The organism is Limisphaera ngatamarikiensis, assembly GCF_011044775.1.
Taxonomy (GTDB): domain Bacteria; phylum Verrucomicrobiota; class Verrucomicrobiia; order Limisphaerales; family Limisphaeraceae; genus Limisphaera; species Limisphaera ngatamarikiensis.
The window spans coordinates 24390-48889 of record NZ_JAAKYA010000096.1; the positions used below are offsets into that span (position 1 = coordinate 24390).

20 protein-coding genes are annotated in these 24500 nt (G+C 65.1%); 7 read left to right on the forward strand and 13 right to left on the reverse strand.

Annotated features, from left to right (window positions below):
• Positions 1–2 precede the first annotated feature (2 nt).
• Positions 3–962, reverse strand: coding sequence for a helix-turn-helix domain-containing protein (locus G4L39_RS14105; RefSeq protein ID WP_165109192.1), 960 nt, complete (start codon positions 960–962; stop codon positions 3–5).
• 563 nt (positions 963–1525) lie between these two features.
• The gene (deoC, locus tag G4L39_RS14110) at positions 1526–2236 is read right to left on the reverse strand and encodes a deoxyribose-phosphate aldolase (protein ID WP_165109194.1); all 711 of its coding nucleotides are present in this window, start codon (positions 2234–2236) and stop codon (positions 1526–1528) included.
• Between the two features lie 321 nt (positions 2237–2557).
• On the opposite strand from deoC, the gene dnaK reads away from it, so the two are divergent.
• The 6 genes from dnaK (at position 2558) to G4L39_RS14140 (ending at position 9033) form a co-directional block, all read left to right on the forward strand.
• A complete protein-coding gene (gene dnaK, locus G4L39_RS14115) occupies positions 2558–4504 on the forward strand; it encodes a molecular chaperone DnaK (RefSeq protein WP_165109196.1) in 1947 nt (648 codons plus the stop codon).
• Between the two features lie 157 nt (positions 4505–4661).
• Entirely contained in the window at positions 4662–4955 is a 294-nt protein-coding gene (locus G4L39_RS14120; protein ID WP_165109198.1) for a co-chaperone GroES, read from the forward strand.
• Between the two features lie 48 nt (positions 4956–5003).
• The gene (gene groL / locus G4L39_RS14125; protein WP_165109200.1) at positions 5004–6635 is read left to right on the forward strand and encodes a chaperonin GroEL; all 1632 of its coding nucleotides are present in this window, start codon (positions 5004–5006) and stop codon (positions 6633–6635) included.
• 122 nt (positions 6636–6757) lie between these two features.
• Positions 6758–7771: a hypothetical protein gene (locus G4L39_RS14130; protein ID WP_165109202.1), complete on the forward strand. Its 1014-nt coding sequence runs from the start codon at positions 6758–6760 to the stop codon at positions 7769–7771.
• A gap of 84 nt (positions 7772–7855) precedes the next feature.
• Positions 7856–8518, forward strand: a complete 663-nt coding sequence (locus G4L39_RS14135; protein ID WP_165109204.1) for an RNA polymerase sigma factor — start codon at positions 7856–7858, stop codon at positions 8516–8518.
• Positions 8519–8823: 305 nt separating this feature from the next.
• Positions 8824–9033, forward strand: coding sequence for a hypothetical protein (locus G4L39_RS14140; protein WP_165109206.1), 210 nt, complete (start codon positions 8824–8826; stop codon positions 9031–9033).
• Between the two features lie 42 nt (positions 9034–9075).
• On the opposite strand, the gene G4L39_RS14145 is transcribed toward G4L39_RS14140, so the two are convergent.
• From G4L39_RS14145 to G4L39_RS14195, 11 genes are all read right to left on the reverse strand, one after another.
• The gene (locus G4L39_RS14145) at positions 9076–10305 is read right to left on the reverse strand and encodes a four-carbon acid sugar kinase family protein (protein ID WP_165109208.1); all 1230 of its coding nucleotides are present in this window, start codon (positions 10303–10305) and stop codon (positions 9076–9078) included.
• Positions 10302–11321, reverse strand: coding sequence for a 4-hydroxythreonine-4-phosphate dehydrogenase PdxA (pdxA, locus tag G4L39_RS14150; RefSeq protein WP_165109210.1), 1020 nt, complete (start codon positions 11319–11321; stop codon positions 10302–10304). The genes G4L39_RS14145 and pdxA overlap by 4 nt, the downstream gene beginning before the upstream one ends.
• The gene (locus G4L39_RS14155; RefSeq protein ID WP_165109212.1) at positions 11318–12220 is read right to left on the reverse strand and encodes a dihydrodipicolinate synthase family protein; all 903 of its coding nucleotides are present in this window, start codon (positions 12218–12220) and stop codon (positions 11318–11320) included. The genes pdxA and G4L39_RS14155 overlap by 4 nt, the downstream gene beginning before the upstream one ends.
• Before the next feature lie 7 nt (positions 12221–12227).
• The gene (locus G4L39_RS14160; RefSeq protein ID WP_165109214.1) at positions 12228–13373 is read right to left on the reverse strand and encodes an iron-containing alcohol dehydrogenase; all 1146 of its coding nucleotides are present in this window, start codon (positions 13371–13373) and stop codon (positions 12228–12230) included.
• On the reverse strand, positions 13370–14944 hold the full coding sequence (locus tag G4L39_RS14165; RefSeq protein WP_165109216.1) for a sodium:solute symporter family transporter: 1575 nt from the start codon (positions 14942–14944) through the stop codon (positions 13370–13372). The genes G4L39_RS14160 and G4L39_RS14165 overlap by 4 nt, the downstream gene beginning before the upstream one ends.
• The gene (locus tag G4L39_RS14170; RefSeq protein ID WP_165109218.1) at positions 14941–16785 is read right to left on the reverse strand and encodes an exo-alpha-sialidase; all 1845 of its coding nucleotides are present in this window, start codon (positions 16783–16785) and stop codon (positions 14941–14943) included. The genes G4L39_RS14165 and G4L39_RS14170 overlap by 4 nt, the downstream gene beginning before the upstream one ends.
• Before the next feature lie 188 nt (positions 16786–16973).
• Positions 16974–17216: a hypothetical protein gene (locus G4L39_RS14175; protein ID WP_165109220.1), complete on the reverse strand. Its 243-nt coding sequence runs from the start codon at positions 17214–17216 to the stop codon at positions 16974–16976.
• Between the two features lie 7 nt (positions 17217–17223).
• Positions 17224–19410: a sodium:solute symporter family transporter gene (locus G4L39_RS14180; RefSeq protein WP_205881045.1), complete on the reverse strand. Its 2187-nt coding sequence runs from the start codon at positions 19408–19410 to the stop codon at positions 17224–17226.
• A 196-nt stretch (positions 19411–19606) separates the two neighbouring features.
• Positions 19607–21313, reverse strand: coding sequence for an FAD-dependent oxidoreductase (locus tag G4L39_RS14185; RefSeq protein ID WP_165109222.1), 1707 nt, complete (start codon positions 21311–21313; stop codon positions 19607–19609).
• Positions 21313–21567 (reverse strand): anti-sigma factor family protein, encoded by a 255-nt coding sequence (locus G4L39_RS14190; protein ID WP_165109224.1) that lies wholly within the window; start codon positions 21565–21567, stop codon positions 21313–21315. Before G4L39_RS14190 ends, G4L39_RS14185 begins: the two co-directional genes overlap by 1 nt.
• A gap of 85 nt (positions 21568–21652) precedes the next feature.
• Complete coding sequence (locus tag G4L39_RS14195) at positions 21653–23428, reverse strand: hypothetical protein (RefSeq protein ID WP_165109226.1); 1776 nt, start codon at positions 23426–23428, stop codon at positions 21653–21655.
• 75 nt (positions 23429–23503) lie between these two features.
• Here G4L39_RS14195 and G4L39_RS14200 point away from each other — a divergent pair, with 75 nt between their 5' ends.
• The gene (locus tag G4L39_RS14200) at positions 23504–24484 is read left to right on the forward strand and encodes a motility-associated ABC transporter substrate-binding family protein (protein ID WP_165109228.1); all 981 of its coding nucleotides are present in this window, start codon (positions 23504–23506) and stop codon (positions 24482–24484) included.
• Positions 24485–24500: the final 16 nt, after the last annotated feature.

Below are 24500 nucleotides of genomic sequence, written 5' to 3' on the forward strand. Positions count from 1 at the left end.
GGTCAGGAAATCTGTCCGTTGAGGGCCACCACTCCCTCAACCCACGTTGGGGACGCGGTTGCGGATCGGGACCGGCCCAGCCGCATGGCACGGTAGGCGGTGGGCGTCATGCCGGTGTAGCGCTTGAAACTCCGGTTGAAATGCGGAATCGAGCCGAACCCGACGGCAGACGCCACTTCGCTGACGGACAAGGACGGGTTCAACAGCAAATCCTTGGCACGTTCCAGCCGCACCCGGGTCAGGTACTGCGTGAAGGTCATGCCCATGGTGCGATGAAACAATTTGCAGAAGTAGTACGGACTCAAATTCACGCGCCGGGCCACCTCCCGCAGGGGCAACCGCTCCCGATGATGCTCCTTGATGTAGGCCAATGCCTGCGCCAGCGCACAGGGTTGGCCCTGCCGATCCGCCAGAATCCGGCGACTGGCAAGGTCCCCGAGATGCTCCGCATAAATCCGCAGCAGGCGTGCCACCGCCTCCACCTGATGCCCTTCCAGGACCACCAGGTTCGCCATCGCCTCCGCCATGGCCTCCGGCGTCACCGCTGCACCCCAACTCCGCAACTGCGCGGACGCGGCCTCCAGCTCCCCGGGATCCGGCCGCCGCACCAACAGCCGGTTCGTGTGCAGCATGGCCACCGGCTCCCCACATACCCGCACCGGCACCGCCAGCACGGTCAAACCAGCCACACAACAGAACGGCTCGACCTGCTGTCCCGACTCCAGCGCCTGCCGCAGCTGTGCCTGTTTTTGCGCGCACAATGCACGCCCCGCCTCCGTACTTACGACCCACTGACACACGGGGTTGTCCAGCGGCAGCGTCCCCACCCCCTCCGCCAGAACCGGTAAGGGCCGTAACACCACGCGCAGACCGGTCGCCTGATGAAACGCATTTTCAAACCCCTGCGCCTCATGCACCTGCAGCAACAGCCGGAAAGCCTGTTCCTGTGAGCAGCCACCCATAAGACTTCGTTCTGTCACAGCATCGTCCCATCACACAAGCTGAACGTCAAGGCGAAGTTCCCGGCCTGGAGGGCGGTGGTGCAGCCCGTGCCATGAAGGGCGGTGACCCATGCACGGACTCCATTGGGGACCGGTCAACCGCACCCGTACCGGCACCGTGAACGGTGCCCTGCCCCGAATCCGACAGGCTTGTAGCAGTTACCAACGACGCCATGGCAGGCCTGCAGGGAAATCCGGCGGCCGCCGGCCCAATGCCCGGTCAGGGGCAGTCGACCCATGCCTGGCCGCCCATAAATACCCGCGGAAAAGCGAAAGGGAGTCGCGCCTCCACCGGCCCTCGGGCCTCGTTGAAGGGTCAGGTGCCCTTGGACGGGGTTGCGTCCCAAGATGGGCAACCGACCGCGCGGGTGGAGGGCGGTGATAAATGTCCCAAGGTGGGTTATGAATGCCAGCCTGGCGGCATGCCCCTCGTTGGGGAACAAGCAGACTCCTGAGCAGCGTCCCCTGAATCGCTTCCAGCCCCACCAAGGTGCCCACCCGGGGCGGGGCCGGCCGCTTTAGGGTTAGCCCCGGTTGGCCGGCGCGGCCCCGGGGTCCGATCGCAACCCCCGCAGGATGGCCACACCGCTGGAGGTGCCGATCCGGTCCGCGCCCGCCTCGATCATGGCCAACGCCGTTGCCGTATCCCGGATTCCGCCCGAGGCCTTGATCCCCAGACGGTCCCCCACGGTTTCCCGCAACAGTCTCACATCCTCCACCGTTGCGCCGGCGGGGCCAAATCCGGTGGAGGTTTTGACGAACCGCGCTCCCGAATCGAGCACCAGTTCGCACGCCCGGATTTTTTCCTCGCGACTGAGCAGGCAGGTCTCCAGGATCACTTTCACCGGACGTTCGTCGGCGGCTTCCACCACGTCCCGCAACTCCCGAAGCAGGCGCTTGTACTCGCCGTCTTTGAGGAGGCCGACGTTCATCACCATGTCGATCTCATGGGCACCGTCATCCACGGCCGCCTCGGTCTCAAACCGCTTCACATCGGCGCTTGCCGCGCCCAACGGAAAACCCACGACGGCCACCACCCGAACGTCCGTTTCCTCCAGGCAGTACGCGGCCAACTCCACCCGGGACCCATTCACACACACGCCGTAAAAACCATGGGTTCGCGCCTCCTCGCAAAGCCTTTCGATCTGCGCACGGGTCGCATCCGGTCGCAACAGCGTGTGCTCAATGTACCTGGCCAGCTCCGGCCCCGTCAGGTTGCCAACCCTGTTTTCCATGCGAGAAAGGTGAAACACCCACCTTCGCCCGCCAAGCGGAATCACGGCTGTGGAGCCCTTGTACAACCCCGCCAAAAGCCGGCCAGGTTCAGCCCCACCACACCCCTTGGCTCGTGTGCCACAAGAGCACACACCCGGATTTAACCTGTGCCATTGCGTCTCGCCTGACACACTTTCCGGTTGGATCGTTAGGTGGCTGGAGTGTGGCAAGTGATTGATCATCAGTTGGATAACGAAATTTTGCCCTGGTTGGCATCAGGCTAGCTCAAAGCCAAGTGCGCAAAACGCCATTGAGGGCGGCAACGGTAGGAGGATTTGTTTATGGCGAAAGTTTTGGGAATTGACCTGGGCACGACCAACTCGTGCATGGCAGTGATGGAAGGGGGCGAGCCGGTGGTGTTGGAGAACTCGGAAGGCCGGCGCGTTACGCCCTCGGTGGTGGCTTTTACAAAGGACGGGGAACGGCTGGTGGGCGACGCAGCCAAGCGGCAGGCGATCACCAACCCACGCAACACCATTTACTCCATCAAGCGGTTCATGGGCCGCAAGTTCAGCGAGGTTCAGGAGGAGATCAAACGCGTCCCCTACAAGGTCATCGAGGGCCCCAACGGTGATGCGTGGGTGGAGGTTGAGGTTGGCGGTAAGGTCAAGCAGTACAGCCCGCAGGAGATCTCGGCCATGATCCTGCAGAAGCTCAAGGCCGACGCCGAGATGCGCCTGGGCGAAAAGATCACGCAAGCGGTCATCACGGTGCCGGCCTACTTCAATGACGCCCAGCGGCAGGCGACCAAGGACGCGGGCCGAATTGCCGGGTTGGAAGTCCTGCGCATTATCAACGAGCCCACCGCGGCCTCACTGGCCTACGGCTTGGACAAGAAGAAGGACGAGGTCATTGCCGTGTACGACCTGGGCGGTGGCACCTTCGACATTTCGGTCCTGGAAATCGGCGACGGGGTGTTCGAGGTAAAGGCCACCAACGGTGACACGCACCTCGGCGGCGACGACTGGGACAACCGCATCATGGACTGGATCCTGGAGGAGTTCCGCAAGGAGCACGGCATTGACCTGCGCAAGCAGCCCGATGCCCTCCAACGGATCAAGGAAGAGGCGGAGAAGGCGAAGATCGCACTCAGCTCGACCCTGGTGTACGAGATCAACCTGCCCTTCATCACCGCCGATGCGAGCGGCCCGAAACACATTCACATGAAGCTGACCCGGGCCAAGATGGAGCAGCTTTGCGAGGATTTGTTCGAGCGGACGGTCGGCCCGGTTCAAGCCTGCCTGCGGGATGCGGGTTTGAAGCCCGAGGACGTGGACGAGCTGGTGCTGGTCGGCGGCATGACCCGCATGCCCAAGGTGGTGGAGACGGCCCGACGGCTGATTGGCAAGGACCCGCACCAGGGCGTCAATCCGGACGAGGTGGTCGCCGTGGGTGCGGCCATTCAGGGCGGCGTGCTCAAGGGTGAGGTAAAGGACGTTCTACTTCTGGACGTCACGCCCCTGTCGCTGGGCATTGAAACCCTGGGTGGCGTGTTTACCAAACTCATCGAGCGCAACACCACCATTCCCACGCGCAAGTCGGAGATCTTCTCCACCGCCAGCGACAATCAGACCAGCGTGGAAATCCACGTGTTGCAGGGGGAGCGTCCGATGGCCCGGGACAACAAGACGATCGGGCGCTTCACCCTGACGGACATTCCACCCGCACCCCGCGGAGTACCTCAGATCGAAGTCACCTTCGACATCGACGCCAACGGCATCCTGCACGTCAGCGCCAAGGACCTCGGCACCGGCAAGGAACAGAAGATCACCATCACCGCCAGCAGCGGCCTTACCAAGGAGGAGGTGGAACGGATGCGCAAGGAGGCCGAGCTGCATGCCGAGGAGGACCGCCGGCGCCGGGAGGCGGCCGAGGCGCGCAACGAGGCCGACAACGCGGTGTACCGCTCGGAAAAATTCCTGCGCGAAAACGGCGACAAGATCAGTGCGGCGGACCGGGAACGGATCGAACGCGCGGTGCAGGCGGTCAAGGACGCCCTGAAGAACGAGGAAGCCGCGCCCATCCGGGCCGCCACGGAGAAACTCATGGAGGTCTGGCAGTCGGTGAGCGAGGCCCTGTATCGATCGGCCGCCGAGCGTGCCCGTGCCGGCAGGGCTTCGTCGGGCGAGTCGGCCCGTGAAAGTCGGCAGGAATCGTCCTCGAAGAAGGGTGGCGAGGAAGGGCCGGTCATCGACGCCGAGGTTGTGGATGACAAGGACCGGAAGTGAACGGTTTTCCCGGCTGCTCCGGCCGGTGGATCGGAGGGTCCGCCGGTCCGGGGGCTGCCCGCGGAGGGCAGTCGCGGAGCTTGGCCCGTCGCCGGGTTGCGACGGGCGCAGATGCGGGCAAACCCAGGAAACAGCGTAACGATCGAAACAAGGAACTATGGCACTGAACATCAAACCACTCGGCGACCGGGTGTTGATCGAGCCGGTCGAGGAGAAGGAAGTCAAGAAGGGCGGGATCATTATTCCTGACACCGCCAAGGAGAAACCCCAGGAGGGCATTGTCCGTGCACTCGGCACGGGCAAACTCGATGAGAATGGCAAACGAATCCCCTTCGAGGTCAAGGTCGGTGACCGGGTGCTCGTCAGCAAGTACGGCGGCACGGAGATCAAGGTGGATGACAAGGAGTACAAGCTGATGAGCTCCGACGACCTGCTGGCGATTCTCGAATAAGGTGGATTCTGCAAAAACGCGAGTTGAATACAACCAGGGATCACAACTATGGCAGCCAAACAACTACTCTTTGACGAGGCCGCGCGCATGGCCATCCTGCGCGGCGTGACCAAACTCTCCAAGGCCGTCACCGCCACGCTCGGCCCCAAGGGCCGCAACGTGGTGATTGACAAGAAGTTCGGTTCCCCCACGGTCACCAAGGACGGTGTCACCGTGGCCAAGGAGATCGAGTTGGAGGACCCCTATGAAAACATGGGGGCCCAGATGGTCCGTGAGGTGGCCAGCAAGACCAGCGACGCCGCCGGTGATGGTACCACCACGGCGACCGTGCTGGCCGAGGCCATCTATCGCGAGGGCCTGAAATTCGTCACCTCGGGCGCCAACCCGATCGGCATCCAGCGCGGCATCCAGAAGGCCGTGGACGCCGCCGTGGCGCACCTGGAGAAACTGGCCAAGAAGGTCAAGGACAAGGAGGAAATCAAGCAGGTGGCCACCGTCTCGGCCAACTGGGACACCGCCATCGGCGAAATCATCGCCGATGCCATGGACAAGGTCGGCAAGGACGGCACCATCACCGTCGAGGAGGCCAAGTCCATCGAGACCACGCTCGAAGTCGTCGAAGGCATGCAGTTCGACAAGGGCTATCTGTCGCCCTACTTCATCACCAATGCCGAGACGATGGAGTGCAAGCTCGAGGACGCCTACATCCTCGTGTATGAGAAGAAGATCAGCAGCCTGAAGGACATCCTGCCGCTGTTGGAGAAGGTGGCCAAGGCCGGCAAGCCGCTGCTGATCATCGCCGAGGAGGTCGAGGGCGAGGCGCTGGCCACGCTGGTGGTCAACAAGCTGCGTGGCACGCTGCAATGCTGCGCGGTCAAGGCGCCCGGCTTCGGCGATCGTCGCAAGGCCATGTGCGAGGACATTGCCATCCTGACGGGTGGCAAGTTCATCAGCGAGGATCTGGGCATCAAGCTGGAGAACGTCGAGCTGAGCGACCTGGGCCGGGCCAAGACGGTCATCGTGGACAAGGAAAACACCACCATCGTTGAGGGCCACGGCAAACCCTCCGAAATCCAGGGCCGGGTCAACCAGATCCGTCGCCAGATCGAGGAGACCACCTCGGACTATGACCGGGAGAAGCTGCAGGAGCGGCTGGCCAAGCTGGCCGGTGGGGTGGCGGTGATCCATGTGGGCGCGGCCACCGAGACCGAGATGAAGGAAAAGAAGGCCCGCGTGGAGGACGCCCTGCACGCCACCCGGGCCGCCGTCGAGGAAGGGATCGTGCCCGGCGGTGGTGTGGCCCTGCTGCGTTGCCTGCCGGCCATCAACGCCGTCGAGCCCGCCAACGAGGACGAGAAGATCGGCATCGACATTGTCAAACGTGCCATCGAAGCCCCGTTGCGCGAGCTGGCCAACAACGCCGGCGTTGAGGGCTCCGTCATCGTTGAGGAGGTCAAACGCCGGAAGGGCAACGAAGGGTACAACGTCGTCACCGGCCAGTACGAGGACCTCGTCAAAGCCGGTGTGGTGGATCCCAAGAAGGTCACCCGCACCGCCCTGCAGAACGCGGCCTCGATCGCCGGTCTGCTCCTGACCACCGAGTGCCTCATCACCGAAATCCCCGAGAAGGAGAAGAAGGGATCCAAGGGGCACGGTGACATGAGCGACATGGACTACTAAGCCGAGTCCTGCATCGGCAAGGTTTCCTTCAGGGGACCGGCTCGGGCCGGTCCCTCTTTTTTGTGACCCGCTCGCGTTTTTTTGTAACCCTGCAGGGGCGCAGACGCGTAGGTTCGGGTGCTATGAAAACGACCAAACCAAACAACCTCGTGAGTCTCGTGCGGTTGCCCCCCCGGCCCCGGTCGGGGAACCCAACCTGGCGACGATTACTGACGGGCGCGGGCCTGGCTCTCGGCTTGACCGCGTCGTCCGCCGCCCCCTTGCAACCCGCTGATGTCCCGCGGGAGGTGGCCTGGGTGCTACATTGGGACCTGGATGGGTTCCGTCAGACCACGCTGGGCCGACACATCCTGACCGAATTGGAACAGGAACAGCACCGGAAGAAGCTGGAGGCCTTCAGGGCCATGTTTCGGTTCGATCCACGAAGCGATCTGCACGGCCTCACGCTCTACAGCGTCGGCCAGGCACAGGAAGACGGCGTCCTGCTCGTGTACGCCGACGTGGACGCCGCCCAGCTGACCGCACTGGCACAGGGCGCCAAGGACCACCAGACGCTGCAGCATCGCAACCACACCATCCACCACTGGATCGATGAGAAACGACCGCCCAGGGACGGTGTGCCCGCGCGAACCTATGCGGCCATTTATCAGAGTCGGGTCGTCATCTTTGGCCAGCGACCCGACCGCGTTGGCGAAGCCCTTGATGTCCTGGATCGTCAGCAACCCAGCCTGCTCATGAACCCACGCATGGCCGGTGCGATCCCCCAGGGTGCCTTTCTGGTGGGGCTGGCGCGTCAGGGCGCCATGCCGGGTCAGGACCCGCAGGCAGCCGTCCTCCGTCAAAGCCGCCTGACGCAGCTGGCCTTGAGCGAGTCGGAGAACCACATTCAGGGCAGGCTCGGTTTGGAAACCGACAATGAAGAAACCGCCACCCAGGTGGAGAACATTGTACGGGGGCTGATCGGCCTGCTGGCGTTGCAACAGGATCGGCCCGATGCGCAATGGCTGGCCCGCGCACTGGAGGTGGAACGGAATGGCGCCACGGTCACCCTCAGGTTGAAACTGCCGGCGTCGGAAATCCTGAACCGCCTTCGAACCGCCGCCGGTAACCGGGCCTCCGCAGGCGCACTCAACTGATCGGTGTCGGGGTGAAAAGCCCGCCTTCGCGGGCATCCCACCCGCGCCGGCACCGGCCCCTCCCCGGGAGGGGCCCGCACAGTGATGCAGGAACTGGAAACCTGGCCAGACGAACGCTTGGCCGCCCATGCGCAGGCCGGGCACCTGGAGGCTTTTGACGAGCTGGTCCGGCGCCATCACGCCCGCGTTTGGAGATTCCTGTACACCTGCTGTCGGGACAGTCACACCGCGGCGGATCTGACCCAGGAAACTTTTGTGACCGCATACCGGCAGTTGTCCAGGTTTGATCCCGGGCGGGCCTGGGTCCCCTGGTTGTTCACTCTGGCGCGCAACAAGTGGCGCGATTTCCTGCGGAGACGACCGCCCGCAGCAGATGAACTCAGCGACTCGTTACCCGATCTGCACCGGACGCCCGACGAGCAAACCGCGCGTCAGGAGCTCTGGAGCGACCTGTGGTCCTGGGCTGCGAGGCATCTGCCCCCGAAACAGTTCCAGGTTTTGTGGCACCGGTACCATGAGGACCTCCCCTGCGGGGAGATTGCCAGCACCCTGGGCCTGACCGAAATTCATGTGAAGGTTTTGCTGTTTCGAGCGCGCCAGGCGCTCGCACGGGCGTGGAAAACGCGCGCAGCCCCGGGTTCTCAAAGCCGCGAGGTATCGTGGACCGCCACGGAGAGGGCGTGGCCGGTTTCCACAACCGCACAAACCGCCGGTGCAACCCCGGCCAAACCCGATCCGAACCCATGAACCGCTGGTGGAAACTCTATCAGATCACGAGCCGATGGGACCTTCCCCCCGGCAATCCACCCCCCTTGCCCGAGCCGGCCGACAAGGCTCCGGTGGAACCGGACCTGTGCGCACTCCGGCAGGTCCACGAAACTTTGCTCCGCCAAGTCCCTCCGGCACCGGATCCACCGGCCGATCTGCCGACGAAAATCTCCGAAGCTGTTCGCCGGGCCCAACACCCATGTGCTGTCCCCCCGGAGCGAGCCCTCCGCATCCCGTGGCGTTGGGTCTGGGTCCCCGTCGGGTGTATCCTTCTGATCTCGGCAATGGCATGGTTGCGGAATCAGCCGCGAGAACTGCAGAACCCCATCTTTACCGAACATCCCCACGTTTGGATCAGTGAGGCCCAGCTCCAGGCCCAGGCGTGGGCCCGCGAAGTGTTCGAGCCCGACCTGGCCCGATTGCAGGAGGAATGGGACCGGACCCGCGAGGAAGTGCGCATGCTGGCAGCGCACGTCTGGGCAAGTGTTCCCTGAAACCTGCCGGCCGTCCCGCTTCGAGTTCCCGGGACTTCCATGTCACAAGGTTCGACCCTTAAACCAGAGCCGGCGGATTGCCTCCGGCCAGGCGTAACTGCCCGGCTTCAACACCAACGCCGGCCCTGACCCGTCAGGCCCGCACAGTTCCACCACGCCGGGAGCCCATTCCTTTTGAATCCGCCATCGGTCCCATGAAAATTCATCCAGCAGGGCCGCGGCCGTGGCGCCGCCCTCCACCAGCACCAGATCCGGCGTTTCCCTCTCGCAAACCACCCGGGCAGCACGAGCCAACAAGTCCAGCCATACCGACGGCTGGTCTCCCAGGGACGCCGCCCGGGCGGGCTCACCCAGGCACAGCATGGCCCGACCCTCAGCGGCCAGGCCATTTGCGCAAGCCCGCCCAACTCGATCCGCCACACTCGCCAAATCCCCGAGGTCGGTCTCATCCCCAGAAAACACACATTCCACGGGAACCCCGGCCCGCCCGCACTGTTGGCGCCATTCTCGTGCACGCGGACTGGCCGTGCCCGAGACAAGCAACACGCGCCGGATCGTCGCAGGCGTCGTGAGCTTCTGACACGTGACTCCAATCCGACCGGAGAGGGCCTCGCTTCGGGTGGCATGTTCAGGTCGCGGAGGCAACCAGCGATCCAAGAGCGCGCGAAAGAAGTCCAGTCCACCCGCCGGCAGCGTCTCTTCACCCCACCGGGCGGCCCACCGGGCCACGTCCGCCTCCGATCCCGCCTGTGCGATCACAATTCCACTGGCGGGCAAAGGTTCGTCCAAACCGGCCAGGCGCACTTGCACGCCCTCCATGCGTCCCACCAGGGCCAGGACATCGGACGTCACGCGCGGGTGCACCGGGTCGCGGGCAAATTCCGTCCGGTCCAGCGGCACGCCCCCGATGAAGTAATGACCGTCCCGGATGGTCCGGCCCCGCGAGGGATTGGCCGGCAACAGCAGCACGTTCCGGAACCCCAATGCGCTTCGCACCGCTTCGACTTCCGCCAACACCGGGCCGCGCAAAACCGAGTCCACCTTTTTGTACACCCGCAGCCCGGCACGCCCCGCCCACGGGGCAACCCCCTCCCGAACCCGGGCCGCCGCATCGCCCGGGGGCAAATCCCGCGTACGGGTGTCCAGGCATAGCACGTCGGCATCTTCCGGCCAGGGCGGCTGCCGCACCCACCAGGCAGACAGGCCGCGCGCCACGGCCGCACCGCCCAGCTCGGCAGCACCGGTCAGGTCATCCGCAACCACCAGGATCATGTCGCCCCGCTCGTTGCCAGTCGCGCAGCCACGCGCAATGCGGCTCGCAGACTCTCATTGCGGGCCCTACCCTGCCACGCAATGTCAAAGGCCGTCCCGTGGTCCACCGACGTGCGCACGATGGGCAGGCCCAACGTCACGTTCACGCCGCTGTCGAAGGCCAGCATTTTGAACGGGATGTGTCCTTGATCGTGATACATGGCGACCCACGCATCGTAGCGCGTGCGCAGAAACGGCACAAACGCCGTGTCCGGCGGAAGCGGGCCCTCCACCTGCCAACCCCGGCGCCGGGCCTCTTCCACCGCCGGTTGGATGAATCGCTCCTCTTCTCCGCGCCCGAACAAACCGTTCTCGCCCGCGTGCGGATTCAACCCGCAAACCGCAAGGCGGGGCTCGCGGCCCAGCAGACGCCGGCACGCCCCGCCGGTCAGTTCGATCACGTCCAGGATGCGCTCGACACTCAGGCGCCCGGGCACCTCCGCCAAGCCGATGTGAGTAGTGACCATGCTCACGATTAGCGCCTCACTCCAGAGCATCATGCAGGTTCGTTGCGCACCGGTGAGGGCGGTGAAGATCTCCGTGTGTCCCGGATAGGGTACCCCGGCGCGGCGGAGGGCCACCTTGTGCACCGGCAGGGTCACCACACCGTCGACCTGCCGCGCCAGCGCACTGCGAATGGCCTGTTCGATGTAGACCCATGCGGCACGGCCACACGCGGCTGAGATCTCCCCCGGCAGCCAGTCCGTGTCCCCGGGCACACCGCAATCCACGACAAGAGGAACGGTGGGCCGACCCCGTGCAGGCCAGGCTTCCATGGGCACACGATCCCACGGGAGGCGTCCCAATCCAGCCGCCTCCAGCCGTGCCAGCACACCCTGCCCGGCAAATAGGACCGGAACGCAATGCTCCAGTACTTCGCCCTCCCCCAGCGTTCGAACCGCCAGTTCCGGTCCCACCCCGGCCGGGTCACCCAGCGTAACCGCCAGCACCGGTCTTTGCGAGACCCCCCCGTTCATGCCAGCAACTGAAGAGTCTGCATGGTGGAACGTACCCCTTCCATCTCGGCCGGGCTCATCGGCATGAGCGGCGGCAACACCCAGGGACCGCACAACCCGCGCACGGCCATGGCGGCCTTGAGGGCGGCCAGCGACTCACCCAGGGTCCGGCCGTTCTGATACAGGCCCGCCACCTCCATGGCCCGCCGCGCGCAGGATTCCACGGTGGACCAGTCACCCCGCCTCGCTGCCCGCCACATGGCCACGCACACATCGGGAATCAGATTGGCCACACTGGGCACGATGCCATCGGCGCCCAGGCGCAGGCCTTCCGCCATCAGCGCGCCCACACCCACAAAGATGGAGAAGTCCGGTCGCCCGCCCAACCGCGCCAACAGCGAATGCAACCGGACCGCATCGTTCTCGGAATCCTTGATCCCCACCAATCGCGGGTGCCCGGCCCAGCCTTCCAACAGGTCCAGGGGCAACGACACGCCGTTGAGCGTGGGGATGTTGTACAACATCACCGGCCCCGCCGCCGTCCCCAACAGGGTTTCGATCCAGCGGGGCAGCTCCTCAAACGGGAACCGACTCGGCGGCCGTGCCACCAAGACCCGGGCTCCCGCCTCCAAATACAGATTCCCATCGCCCTGCATCGGATCGGGGAGTTCACCCAATCCGGCATAGACCGGCACACGCCCGCCGGCGCAAGCCACCGTACGCTGCACGAGCCGGAGCGCGTCCTCCCGGGGGACCGAGGCCCCCTCACCGGTGGTCCCCAGCACAAACAGCCCATCCACACCCTGCTCCACCAAAAACGTCACCACGGTCTCCACCACGGCCTCATCCAACCGCCCATCAGCGGTCACGGGTGTGACCATGGGGACGACCACCCCTTGCCATTTTTCCTGTGCCTTCATGTCCGACTCAAAAAGCCGCCTCGTAAATGGCCCGCGCATCCGTCTCGGTCACGAGACGCAGGTTGTTGCGCAACAGCCGCTGCACCTGCATTGCGCTCCGGGCCAGCTCCGGCAGATCCTCCCGTCGTATGCCCAGCTCCGCCAACCCGCGCGGCAACCCGCACGCACGGGCCAGGGCCACAAGGCGCTCCAACCCCCGCCGTGCCACCGCCTCCACGCTGCCGCCGTCCGTCACGCCCAGTGCACGGGCCACCTCGGCGTAGCGGTCCGGGGCAGCCTCCAGGTTGAATCTCAACACGTGCGGCAGCAGCACCGCGTTGGCCACCCCGTGCGCCACCCGGTACCGACCCCCCAGCGGATATGCCAGCGCGTGCACTGCCGCCGTATTCACCGGCCCCAGGCAGAGCCCGCCGCACAGACTCCCGTAGGCCAGATACCGTCGCGCCTCGCGATCCGATCCGTCCCGCACCGCGCGCTCCAGATAACCTCCGATCCATCGAATCCCCTGCAACGCCACGGCATCCACCCAGGGATGCGCGTGCCGGTTGGCAAATGCCTCGATGCAATGAGTCAGCGCATCAAAACCCGTGGCCGCCGTCACCGCCGGCGGTAAGCTGTAGGTCAGCTCCGGATCCACAAAGGCCGCATCCGGCACCAGGTGACGACTGATCACCCCCTGTTTCAGTTCCGTGGCTTCATCCAACAAGATGGCATTGGGCGACACCTCGCTTCCCGTGCCCGCGGTGCTGGGCAGACAAACCAGCGTCAGGTTCCTCCCCGGCAACCGGTCGATTCCGAACACCGCCCTCACCGGCTCGGGCCGGTCCACCAATGCGGCCAGCAACTTGGCCACGTCCAGGACGCTCCCCCCACCCAGGCCCACCACGGCATCGGGTGCCAGTGCCCCGGCCCTGGTCCGCAGCCCCTCAAACCCTGCCACCGTCGGTTCCGCATCCACCTCGGGCAGACAAACAAACTCCAGCCCGTCCGTTCCCCAGAGCTTCATTAACGTCTGACAGGTACCGTGCAGCGCACGGCAGCTCACCAGCAGGGGTCTCCGACAACCCCGCCCCTTCAACCAGCGGCCCACTTCGGCCGCGCAACCCTCGCCCACCATCAGAGTGGGCACTTGCTGCATTCCGATGAAGCTCATGACAACCTCCCGTGCCCCTGCCCCGTGCCCGCCCCTCGAGTCCGACGCCAGTCCCAAAACGTCCACCCGGGATTTGCCTCCGGCGGGAAACACCAGCTCGCCACATAGCCCACGAGCAACACCACGAAATGCCCGAGGATTCCGATCATCACACCCGACCACGGATAGTTGTACGGCCCGAGGTCCAACCACGGATCCGACCCCCGCGTGAGCACGGCCCAACCCGTGAACAACAGGTTCGCCACAATCCCCACCCACACGCCCCGCCGATTGGCTCGGCGACTCAAAAACGCCAGCAGGAACAACCCGGCCAAACCGCCCGACACAATCGAAGTCACCGCGTAGTAGAACGACAGGACCCGTTCGCCCCGCCAGGCAATCAGGGCGGCAATGCCGGTTGCCAGCACGCCGGCCAACAATACCAGCCCACGGCCCATCCGCAGGCGCGCCGCGTCACTCGCGTCCGGCCGCAACCGACGGTAGTAATCCTCCACGCCCACCGCCGCCAGACAGTTCAAGTCCGACGACAACGTGGACATGCCGGCCCCCAGCAGCGCCGCTATGAACAGGCCCGCCAGGCCCGCGGGCATCTGCGTCGAAAGGAAGTGTGGAAAGACCCTGTCCGCCTGTACCCTGCCCTGCGCGTCCAGCACCGCCGCCGGCAACGGCGCACCCCCGAGGTCATAATATGCCCACAACAGCGTGCCGATGAACATGAACAGCGTCCAGATCGGCACACACAACACCGCACCCAGCGCCACCCCCCGAAAGGCTTCCCGGTGCGACCGCGCCACCAGGTACCGTTGTACCACGGTCTGGTCCGCCCCGTACTTCTGCAGGTACCAGAAAAACCCGTACAGCGCCATCACCCAGAAACTCCGTGCGTCTGCCGGGTCGAACGTCCAATGCCCGAGCTCGAACTTGCCCGCCCGGGCCGCGTGCGAGACGGCCGCCTCCGGCCCGCCCGGAATCATCCACAGCAAAAGCCCCAGCACCACCAATGCGCCCAACCACATCAGCAAACCCTGGACCACGTCCGTCCAGATCACCGCCTCCAGCCCGCCCAGCCACGTGTAAAACAAGGTCACCAACCCCACCAGGCCCAGCAGCAGGTAAAGGTCCCAACCCGTCATGCTGCTGGCCGTCAGCGCCATGAGATACAGCACGAAACCCATCTTCGAAAAATGCCCCGCGATGAAGGCCAGCCCCGTGTAGGCCCGCACGCCGTAGCCGAACCGGCGCCCGAAATATTCATAGGCACTCACCCCCACGGCCTCGCGGTAAAACGGAATCACCACCGCCCCCACCAACCCCAGCACCACCAACACCATGATGCCGGGCACCAATTCACTCCAGTTGCCGGCAAAGCCCGAGCCCGGATACGCAATGAAGGTGATGCTGCTGATCAGGGTGGCGAACATGGACAGGCCCATGGCCCAGTGCGGCACCGAACGGCGGGCCACAAAATAGGCCTCCGTCGAGGTCTGGCGCCGGGCCAGACGCCACCCCACGGCCGCCATCGCGCCCAGGTACAACAGCAGTACAAGCCCGTCCAGCCAACGCCCGTTCATGGCAATTCCGGAGGTGGTGGCGTCATGAGCCGGCCCCGGACAAAACGCCCCTCGTACACGAGCCGGCCCTGTTCATCCCAGTGGCGCACCGGCCCGTCGGCCTGCCGACCATAAAATCGCCGAGTCAAATCCCGTGCCAGCGGTCGCGTTTCCCAGGTGGACTCCAACCGCTTCCGGCCGTTGGGCCAGTACCATCGCCAGACACTGCGATTCTGCTCCGGCCAGTGTTCCCATTCCCACACCAGCCGCCCGTCCGGTGACCAGTATCGTTCCCGGCCGCTCTTGCGTCCGTTCACATAGGTCACCTCATGGGCGCGACGGCCGTCCGGATAATAACTCACCTCGAGACCGTGCAGGACGTAACGTCCATTTGGACAAATCCGGGCGCTCCAGATCGTCCGGGGCGAGCCGTCCGGATAATCCTCGCGGTACTGTTCCACCCGACCGCCGTCGGATTCCGGCACCATGTCGCCGGCGTCCGAAAAGACCCAGGCCTCGTTGAACTCGTAATGCAGGCAGGGATGCGTCATCGTGGCCAGTACATGAATCACACCGTTGGGCGCCTGCCGCACCGTCGCATAGCCCAGTGTGCCGGCGCGGCGGTCCCGTTCATGCGGCAGCGCCACCGGCAGCGGTTTAAAATGCCAGGACCGACCCTCATTGGTGGAAATGGCCACGACCGGGCCGGGACCGTTCGTCCAACCGGGGGGCGATTCACCGGTCCGCCGCGTCACACCATCCGTCACCAGGCAAAGATGGCCGTTGGCCAGCCGGATCATGCACAGCCGCTGGTTGCTGCTCAGGGCCGGAAACGCGGAAGGCTCCGGCCGCGTCCAACTGCCCCCCCAATCCCGCGATTCACTCCGGGGCGACCATCCACCGAGGCTGACATTCTTCCCGCCAAACGCGAGCAGGTGGCCGTCCTCATCCAAAGGCACCACGGTGGCATGCCGACCCGACACCCGGCCCCCCTGGTCACGCCAGGTCCGCCCCCCGTCCGCGCTGGCCCACAAGAAGCTCTCTTCCCCCGCCGCGTCCATCGCGAAATAGATCACGTCGGCAGAAGAACGGAAGGCATTTGCAATCGGCTGTGCCGTGTAATCGCGGGCCGGCCCCGTCAAGCGCGGCAGCTCCAACCGCCACGTGGCCCCGTGGTTGGTGGTGACTGCCATCTTGAAGGGCAACCATGGGCTTGCGCCCCGGCCACCGCCGAAAAACCACACCCGTTCCCCGTCCCGCCACAACAGTCCCGACTGATCGTTCAGCCCCTCAAAATCCAGAAACAGTTCGGGCATCTCCCATTCCTCGGCCCCGAACCGGAGTCGCGCCTGGACGAAGCGGGTGTCCGGGGCGCTTTCCGCCGCGCCGGAGGCCATCCGTGCGCTGAAGTACACGGCCAACACATCCCCGTTGGGCAGGATCTCAAAACCCGGCGAATGATTGTGGGCCCACACCTCCGGAGAAACACCGGCCACCCAGCCCATCAGGTTGGTATCGTTCTCCGGGGGAATCGGCAACGCCCAGCGCACGTGAAAATAGGGCACGTCCGGCCGCGGCCCCAGCCGGGCCACGTCGGTGCGCTGTTTGACACAGGCCTGGTTGAAGGGGTACGGGTCCGGGGCGGTCACCACCCGAACCGAAACCCGTTCCTCCGCGGGCCCCACGGAGGTACACTCGCCGGGCACAAACCCCGCCGCGCGCACCCGGATCTCCATCGGCCCGGCGGCAGGGACCGCCCCGCTCCCGGCACCCGACGCGGACAAGCCGGGCACCAGAAGCCAGACCAACCACAACCATGGCCCCCGGCCCCCGCCGCGCACGACGGCGGCGGAATTCGCCATGTGTCCCTGATACAAGAAACCTGACACACGCCAATGTACCCCGCCCCTCCCGCGGGCCTTATCCCAAAAACGCCAAAACGCTTGGGGAAATTGACAGAGGATCACCGCCCGCTCCAGGGCCCGACGGCGCGCGCCGGGCCGGAACCGGGCGGGCAACAGGCGTCCAAACGGGCAGGAAAACCAAGCGGTCAGGCCCGGCCGGTGAGTGATTCACCCTCACGGGGCCGAAACCGGACCGTGTAGAACAGGCCCACAATCAGAAGAAACGCCCCCCACCAGACCGGCGCATGCAAGTGCCACAGGGCCACCCGACGTTCCTCCGGGGGCGGGTTTACCATCTCGTAAAGCCCCGCCAGCATGATCAGCAGACCGTACAGGGCCAGCACCACCCCGATGAAAAACCAGATCGGAACCTGCTTTTCCGTTTGCATGGCCACCTCACCAGAAGATCACGTTCACCGCCACCAGAATCGCAGCCACCACGGAGGCCCACAGAATCGGTTTCTGATACCAGGGACACGGGCCCTCATCCGGCAGCGTAGTCAGGCCCATGACCAGGTTCCGCAATTCCGATTCCGGCTTGGGCCGCGTCACAAGACTCACCAGCACCGTGACCACGATCCCCACCACAAACGACCACCATGCACTGTACATGTTGATCGCCATGGGCTTGGCCTTTTCCGACCGGGCGATCACTTTCGCGTGCCGTGGATTGAACGCCTCCGGAGCAAAACGTTTTTCCACCATGATGTGACTCATCTGCACCCCGGGCATCACCGTCACCGAAACCCCTTCAACACCAAACTTCAAAGCCTCCTGAGTATCGGCCAGCACCACCCGTGGCGCCAGCAACTGCAGCGGCCGCTCGTCCCGGCCATCGTTGACCCGGCCCGGCAACGCCAGCGGCATACCCTCCTGCCGGGCCGCCGCGGCTGCCACGTTCACAAGCTGGATCGCTCCCCTCTCCACGATCACCCGTTGCAAATCCCCGGCCGCATCCCGTTCCAACCGCACCACCGACCCCTCTGCCAGCGTCGCCTTGGGCTGGGGACGCCAGCCGTCCGGAAACGTGTGGACATAGGCCCACATGCCAATGGAAGCGAGGATGGCGGCCAAAAAGCCCCAGAAACCGGCCGCGGGCGTGGCTCGTTTCCACAGCATCCCCGGCAGGATCACCGCAAACAACGGGACGATGAAGAAGAACACCAGCACCTGCAGATACTCCAGGATGTTCGAAAAGAAGAACAGCAGGTAGGCCGTCCCAATGGAAAGCAGGATGCCCACGATGGATGCCGCACGCCCCATGCCGACGTAATGCCGGTCCTCCGCGTGTCTCCGGATCAGGGGCTTGTACACGTCGTAGGTCCAGACGGTGGCAAACGCGCTGAGGTTTCCTGCCATCCCGGACATGAAGCCGGCGATCATGGCCGTGACCCCCAAACCCAACAGCCCCGGCCCCAGGTACTGACTCATCAACAGCGGCAGCACGTCGTTGTAGGTGCGATGAGTGATCCCGGCCCGCGGATCACTCTCCGGCACCAGGACCACCGGGCTGCCGTCCGGATGCACCAGCACCGCCAGTCCCAACAGCCCCGGCACCGTCACAATCAACGGCACCATCATTTTCAGAAATGCGCCAATGATGGTGCCGTTCTGCGCCGACCGCAGGTCCTTGGCCACGATCACCCGTTGGACCTGGAGGAAATCCGTGCACCAGTACCCGAAACTCACCGCCAACCCGAGCCCGAACACCATGCCGAACCAGTCAATCCCCATCGGGTTCGCATCGAAGCTGCCCAGGTTCCTCCACAGACTGGTGAAATCCGCGTTCTGTACCGTGGGATGAATGACCGGCGCGTGTTGCTGGATCTTCTCGATCATGCCCCGCCAACCACCCGCGTGAATCAGACCCAGAATCGGAATCAGCAGCGAGCCCGCCCAGATCAGGAAAAACTGCAACACCTCGTTGAACACCGCCGACAGCAACCCGCCCAGCGCCACGTAAATGGCCACGGTCAACGACGAAACCCAGATGCTCACGTGCATGTTCCAGCCCAGCAACAGATTCAGAATCTTCGCCATGGCGAACATGCTGGCCCCGCTGACACAAATGGTGAGAAAACTGAATGTAATCCCGGCCAGGGCCCGTGCCGGTTCGCCGTACCGCAGCTTCAGGTACCCGGGCACCGAATGCGTTTTGCAAATGTAGTAAAACGGCATCATGACGATGGCCAGGAACAGAATCGCCGGGATCGCACCAATGAAATACGCGTGCGCCCCCAGCATGCCGTACTGGTACGCCATCGCGCTCCAGCCCATGGTCTCCAGGGAACTCAAATTGGCCGAAATGAAGCTCAACCCGGCAATCCACGCCGTCATCTTGCGACCGGCCAGAAAGAAATCCTCCCCGGTGTTGGCAAACCGTTTCAGGTAAAACCCGATCGCCAGAACCACCACGAAGTAGAGGACGATGATGACCAGATCAATGAAGCCGAGTCGCAGCAGACTGCCCGGGCTGTCGCTCACGGCCATGGCCAGCAAAGGCGTGGGTGTCGTCATATCCGCCAGCGCGTTGCGTTCGGGTGAATCGCCCGGACGCCATCCGCTCCCGACACGAGCCTTCACGCGGGCGTCTTACAGGCGCTCACCCCAGTGCGCGCCAGCCTAGCGACACCCGGCCCACCGCTTCAACAAAAACCTTGACGCCCGGCGCGCAGCAGCCCGCCCCGCGAAAAGCCGGCGCGACTCCGCCAGGACGAATGCACCCCCGCCCAACCCCGCGGACGTGGTCCTGTTGAACAGCCCTCGCTTGGTCAGTCCTTCAGGCCATGCCCCCACTCGGGCCCGCAGCGGCGCCGGGGGTCTCCCTGGCTGCCGACCAGGTCCGGTACGACCCCGTGAGATTCCGCACGCGAAAGCCGTGTTGCTCCAGCACACGGCATGCGAAGTACGAACGCTGTCCACTGGCACAGGCCACGATGATCTCGCGGTCCCTCGGGAGTTCCTGGAGCCGGTCGCGCAACTGGGGCAACGGAATGTGCACGGAGCCGGGAATGGCGCCCTGCCGGCGTTCCTCGGCGGAACGCACATCCAACAGCAGCGTTCGGGCCGGGTCCAGCCGCTCCACCTCGTGCCACTGGGCCAGTCGCACCAGGCCCTGACGCACGTTCTGCGCCGCCATGCCCGCCAGGTTCACGGGATCCTTGGCCGACCCAAACGGCGGTGCGTAGGCCAGCTCCAGATCGGCCAGGTCATCCACGGTCAATCCGGCCTGCAACGCCGTGGCCAGTACGTCGATGCGCTTGTCCACGCCGTCCCGCCCCACCGCCTGCGCACCCCAAAGCCGGCCGCTCTCCGGATCGAACAAAATCTTCATGGCAATCGGTTGCGCCCCGGGATAGTAGCCCGCGTGGGAACCCGGATGGAGGTGCACCGCTTCGAACGGCAGCCCCAGCCGCCGCAAGGTTTTCTCGTTGGCACCCGTGCAGGCCGCAGTCAGACCGAACAATCGCAGAATGGCCGTGCCCCAGCTCCCCTCGTACCGGGTCGGCCGACCGCACACGTTGTTCGCTGCCACCCGGCCCTGGCGATTGGCCGGCCCGGCCAACGGCAACAAGGTCCATTGACCCGTGACGCGGTCGCGCACCTCGATGGCATCCCCCACCGCCCAGATATGAGGGTCACTGGTCCGCAAGTAATCGTCCACGCGGATCCCCCCGAGCTCGCCCAATGCCAGGCCCGCATGCCGCGCCAAAGTAACCTCCGGCCGGACCCCCAACGCCAGAATGACCACGTCCGCCGGAAGCCGAAACCCGCTGCGCAGCCGAACCACCGACGCTGCTGCCGATTCCGACTCCGCAGGGGGTTCCAAGGCCGTAACGGGATCACCCAGGTGCAGGTGCACACCCTGGCTGCGCAATTCCCGATGCAACCAGCCGGCCATTTCCGGGTCCAGGGGCGCCATCACCTGCGGCAACGCCTCCACCAGCGCCACCTCCAGCCCGCGCCGGTGCAGTTGCTCGGTCATCTCCAACCCGATGTAACCGCCCCCTACCACCACCGCCCGGCGCGCCCGGTGCTGCTCGATCCAGTCCCGGATCGCCTCCACGTCCGGCACATTGCGCACGAAGAAATGCCCCGGCCGGTCCAACCCCGGCAACGGCGGCCGCACCGGCACCGCCCCCGGCGCCAGAATCAGCGCATCGTAGCCCTCTGAACCCTCCTCCCCCGTGGTCAAATCCCGCACCCGCACCGTTTGCGCCGACCGGTCAATGGCCATCACCTCGGTCCGCACGCGGACCTCGATGCGGAACCGGTCCCACAAACTCTGCGGGGTGTGCAACAACAGCTCCTCCCGCTGCGTGATTTCGCCCCCGACGTAGTACGGCAGGCCGCAATTCGCAAAGGAGACATGCGGACCGCGCTCGAAGACAACGATCCGGGCGTGCTCGTCCAGGCGCCGAATCCGGGCGGCAGCGGATGCCCCTCCCGCAACGCCCCCCACGATCACAATGCGACGGCTCTTCATCACGACTGTGGGCGCTCCGAGTGCATCTGTTTCCAGCGTTCGCGCAACACCGCGTGCAGCCGCTGCCGAAACTCCACCGGCAGCTCATACGGCTCGCCGTTCTTGTAGAGCGTGATGGTCTTGCGAATGTTGTCCACCACCACCTGGCAGGGATTGCAACCGGCCAGATGTTGCTCGAACTCCTTGCAAATGGCCGGGTCCACCGTCCCGTCCACGTACTCGTTCAGGATCCGGAGCAGATCTTCACATTTCATGACGGGTCCCTGTCGGGCATCGAGCCGCGGAACCGGGCGAAGTTACAGAATTCATCCACAATCCCTCAAGCCGCCGACCGGGTTTTCATCGCGGGTTGTTCCGGACCCCGCCGGCCGACCCGCCGCCGGCAAACCCGAGCAGGCGCGCAAACTCCGGCAGCAGCTCGTATTTCCGGGTCCAGGGCGTGTACATGAATCCGCGCACGCGGGGTAATCCCTGCGCCGCTTTCAGCCATCCCGCCACGTCCTCAAGGTCGTCGGCGTCGTAATAACACGCCACCAGCATGGGAAACCCTTCCCGTGCAAAGAACGCCAGACTCTCGGGCCGTGGTTTCCCGCCCCAGACCGCCATCACCACGTCGCGGGGCAGGTGCCGCCACGAACCCGTGAAATCGCCGCGGACCAGGTAATAATTCGCATGGGCGTTGTGGTGCGGGTCGAACATGTCCGACCACACGTACACTTGAACGTCCGGCAGGTACCGGCGCAGCGCCGCCACCTCCCGTTGCACACACTCCCCCAGCAACCGGGCCATGTCCCGCCCGGCACAAGCCGCACAAGTCCCACCCATGCGAACCTCGTCCATGTTCAACAACACCCGCCGGGGCTTCAGCCGTTCCGCCAGCAACCGCGCCTCGTGATCGAGGATCTCGTCCAGGCGCGGTTCGGCCATGCACACGGTCACCTGCGACTCGTGAATGAGCATGGGATGATACCAACTCACCCGGAGTCGTTCACCCTCGTGAATCCGGCTGCCGGGCGGCAACTTCAACTCCGCTTCGGCGCCGTCGTCCCGCCACGGATTGAAGTCGGTGTTTACCAACGGCGCATAGTCCCTGCCCTCCTCGTACACCCGGCCATCCGCCTCCGACCGCACCACCACCGGGGTACCGGGCCGATGGAGCACGTTGACCGGGCCCGCCTCCTCCACCGACCAATCATCAATCCAGACCCTACCGGACCGGCCGCCCCACACCCCCGCATAAACCCGCACCCGATCGTACTCCAGACTATTGAACAGGAAACGAATCTGCCGCCACTGACCCGTGCCGGGAACCCGGAACGTCCGCGGCGCCAGTTCCCGGTCCCCCGCCAACACCAAACATCGGAAGGCCGCCGGCGGATCCAACTCCTCCGTCCGAACCCACAAACTCACCCGGTAACACCGGTGCGGTCGGACGCGGATTTCCTGCATCACCCGACCATGCCCATGCGGGTTGGCCCGAAAGTTTTCCAAGCGCAAGGACACCCCGCCCCCGTGGAAGACGTTCGTATCCGCGAAACTCACCTCGCCCGGCTGATCATGAAATGCAAAGTGCTCGAACCGGTTGCCCCGGTGCTCCTCAAACCCGCCATTGCGCAGGCATTCCACATCTTCGGGAACAAAACGCCCCACGCCGCCCTCGACGCGAAACAACGCATTGCTCACCGGCAGACCCTCCGCCAGGTTCCGATCGTGAGCCAAAAAACCGCCGCCGTAACCCACGGAGAACACCGCCGGGATCAGTTCCAGACCGTTGGTGGCACAAACCTGCTGCACCAATTGCAACCGCTCGAAAAACGCCGGTGTCTTGCGACACAGCGTGTCCAGGCCAAACGACACCACGGCACCGTTGAATCCGTGCCGACCCGCCGTTTGCAAAACCTCCACCACCCGGGGCACGTCCTCCGGCCGCTCCAAATTCCACCCAAACACCCAGACAAACCGGTCTTCCCATGCCCCGGCGCCAAACGCCTGCGCCCCATAATAAAGCCAGGCCCAACCAAGCCGAGCGCCCCATGCCCATAACCTCATCCTCCGACCCCGCAGCCGCCAGGGCAAGTCCGGCGAACCCACCGCCGCAATTCGCCTCTCCGCCAACTCCCCAACCCTCCGGTGGGTGTGCGCCACCATCAAACCCCTTGCACCCGGTCGGCCTTAACCTAAAGTGGGCTCATGACGAGTCAGTCGGTCACCACGCCCGAACCGCCCAGCCCGCCGCCCCGACCCGGCACCACACCGCTGACACGGCCCCGCGGATTCACCGGGTTTGTCCTGGCGTTCCTGGCCGGGTTGGCCGCCGGTGTCGTACTGTGGAGCGTCGTGTCAGGCCCCGGCTCATGGAAGGCCCCAACCACCCCGGGTCCATTGCCCGCGCCGGTTCAGGCCGTCCTCCAATCCCTTCGAGAACCGGTCACGGTCCATTTTTACGTGGGCCTGGAAGACCCGGCCGTGCCGGAACAGGACCGGACGTTCGCCCGGCATGTGGAGGAATTCCTGGGCCGGCTCTCCAACGCCTCGCCCCGGATTCGCATCATCCGCCACGAGGTTCGGTCCCCCGAAGATCAGGCCGCTGCCGCCCGCGCCGGCCTCCAGGCGTTTCATCTCGAACGCGGTGCAGCGGGGTTCATCGGTCTGGTGCTGGAGGGCCCGGGCGGACAACGGGTGATCCCACGGCTCGATCCCTTCTGGGAGCCGGCACTACCCTTCGACCTGGCGCGTGCCCTGGCCGAGGTGGGCCCAACGCCGTCACCGGCGACCGCCCCACCCGCACCCGACGAACAAGAGGTCCTGGCCGGACTCCGTCAGACCCTGGGCGACCCCGAATCCGTCGGCGTTCACGAGGGCGCCACCCGGCTGCGCGAGGCCACCCTGGAGGAGTTCCGTCGCACGGCCCAATCCTTCCAGCTCCGGCAGGAAGAGCTCCAGCAGCGATTCCGTGAAGCGGAACAACGGGGCGACACCGCGGCCCAACAAGCCGTGCTCGAAGAGTTGCGCCAACTCCAGGCCGAACAAACCGCGCAACTCCAGGCCCTTGCCCAGCGGCTCCAAGCCCAACTGGAACTGTGGCAGAAACTCAAAACGTCGCCCGGCACGAATCCCCCCACCTCCGCCCCATCGGCGATCCCGCAGGACGCCCGACAACCTCATCGCTGAGGATCGTCCGGCCCGG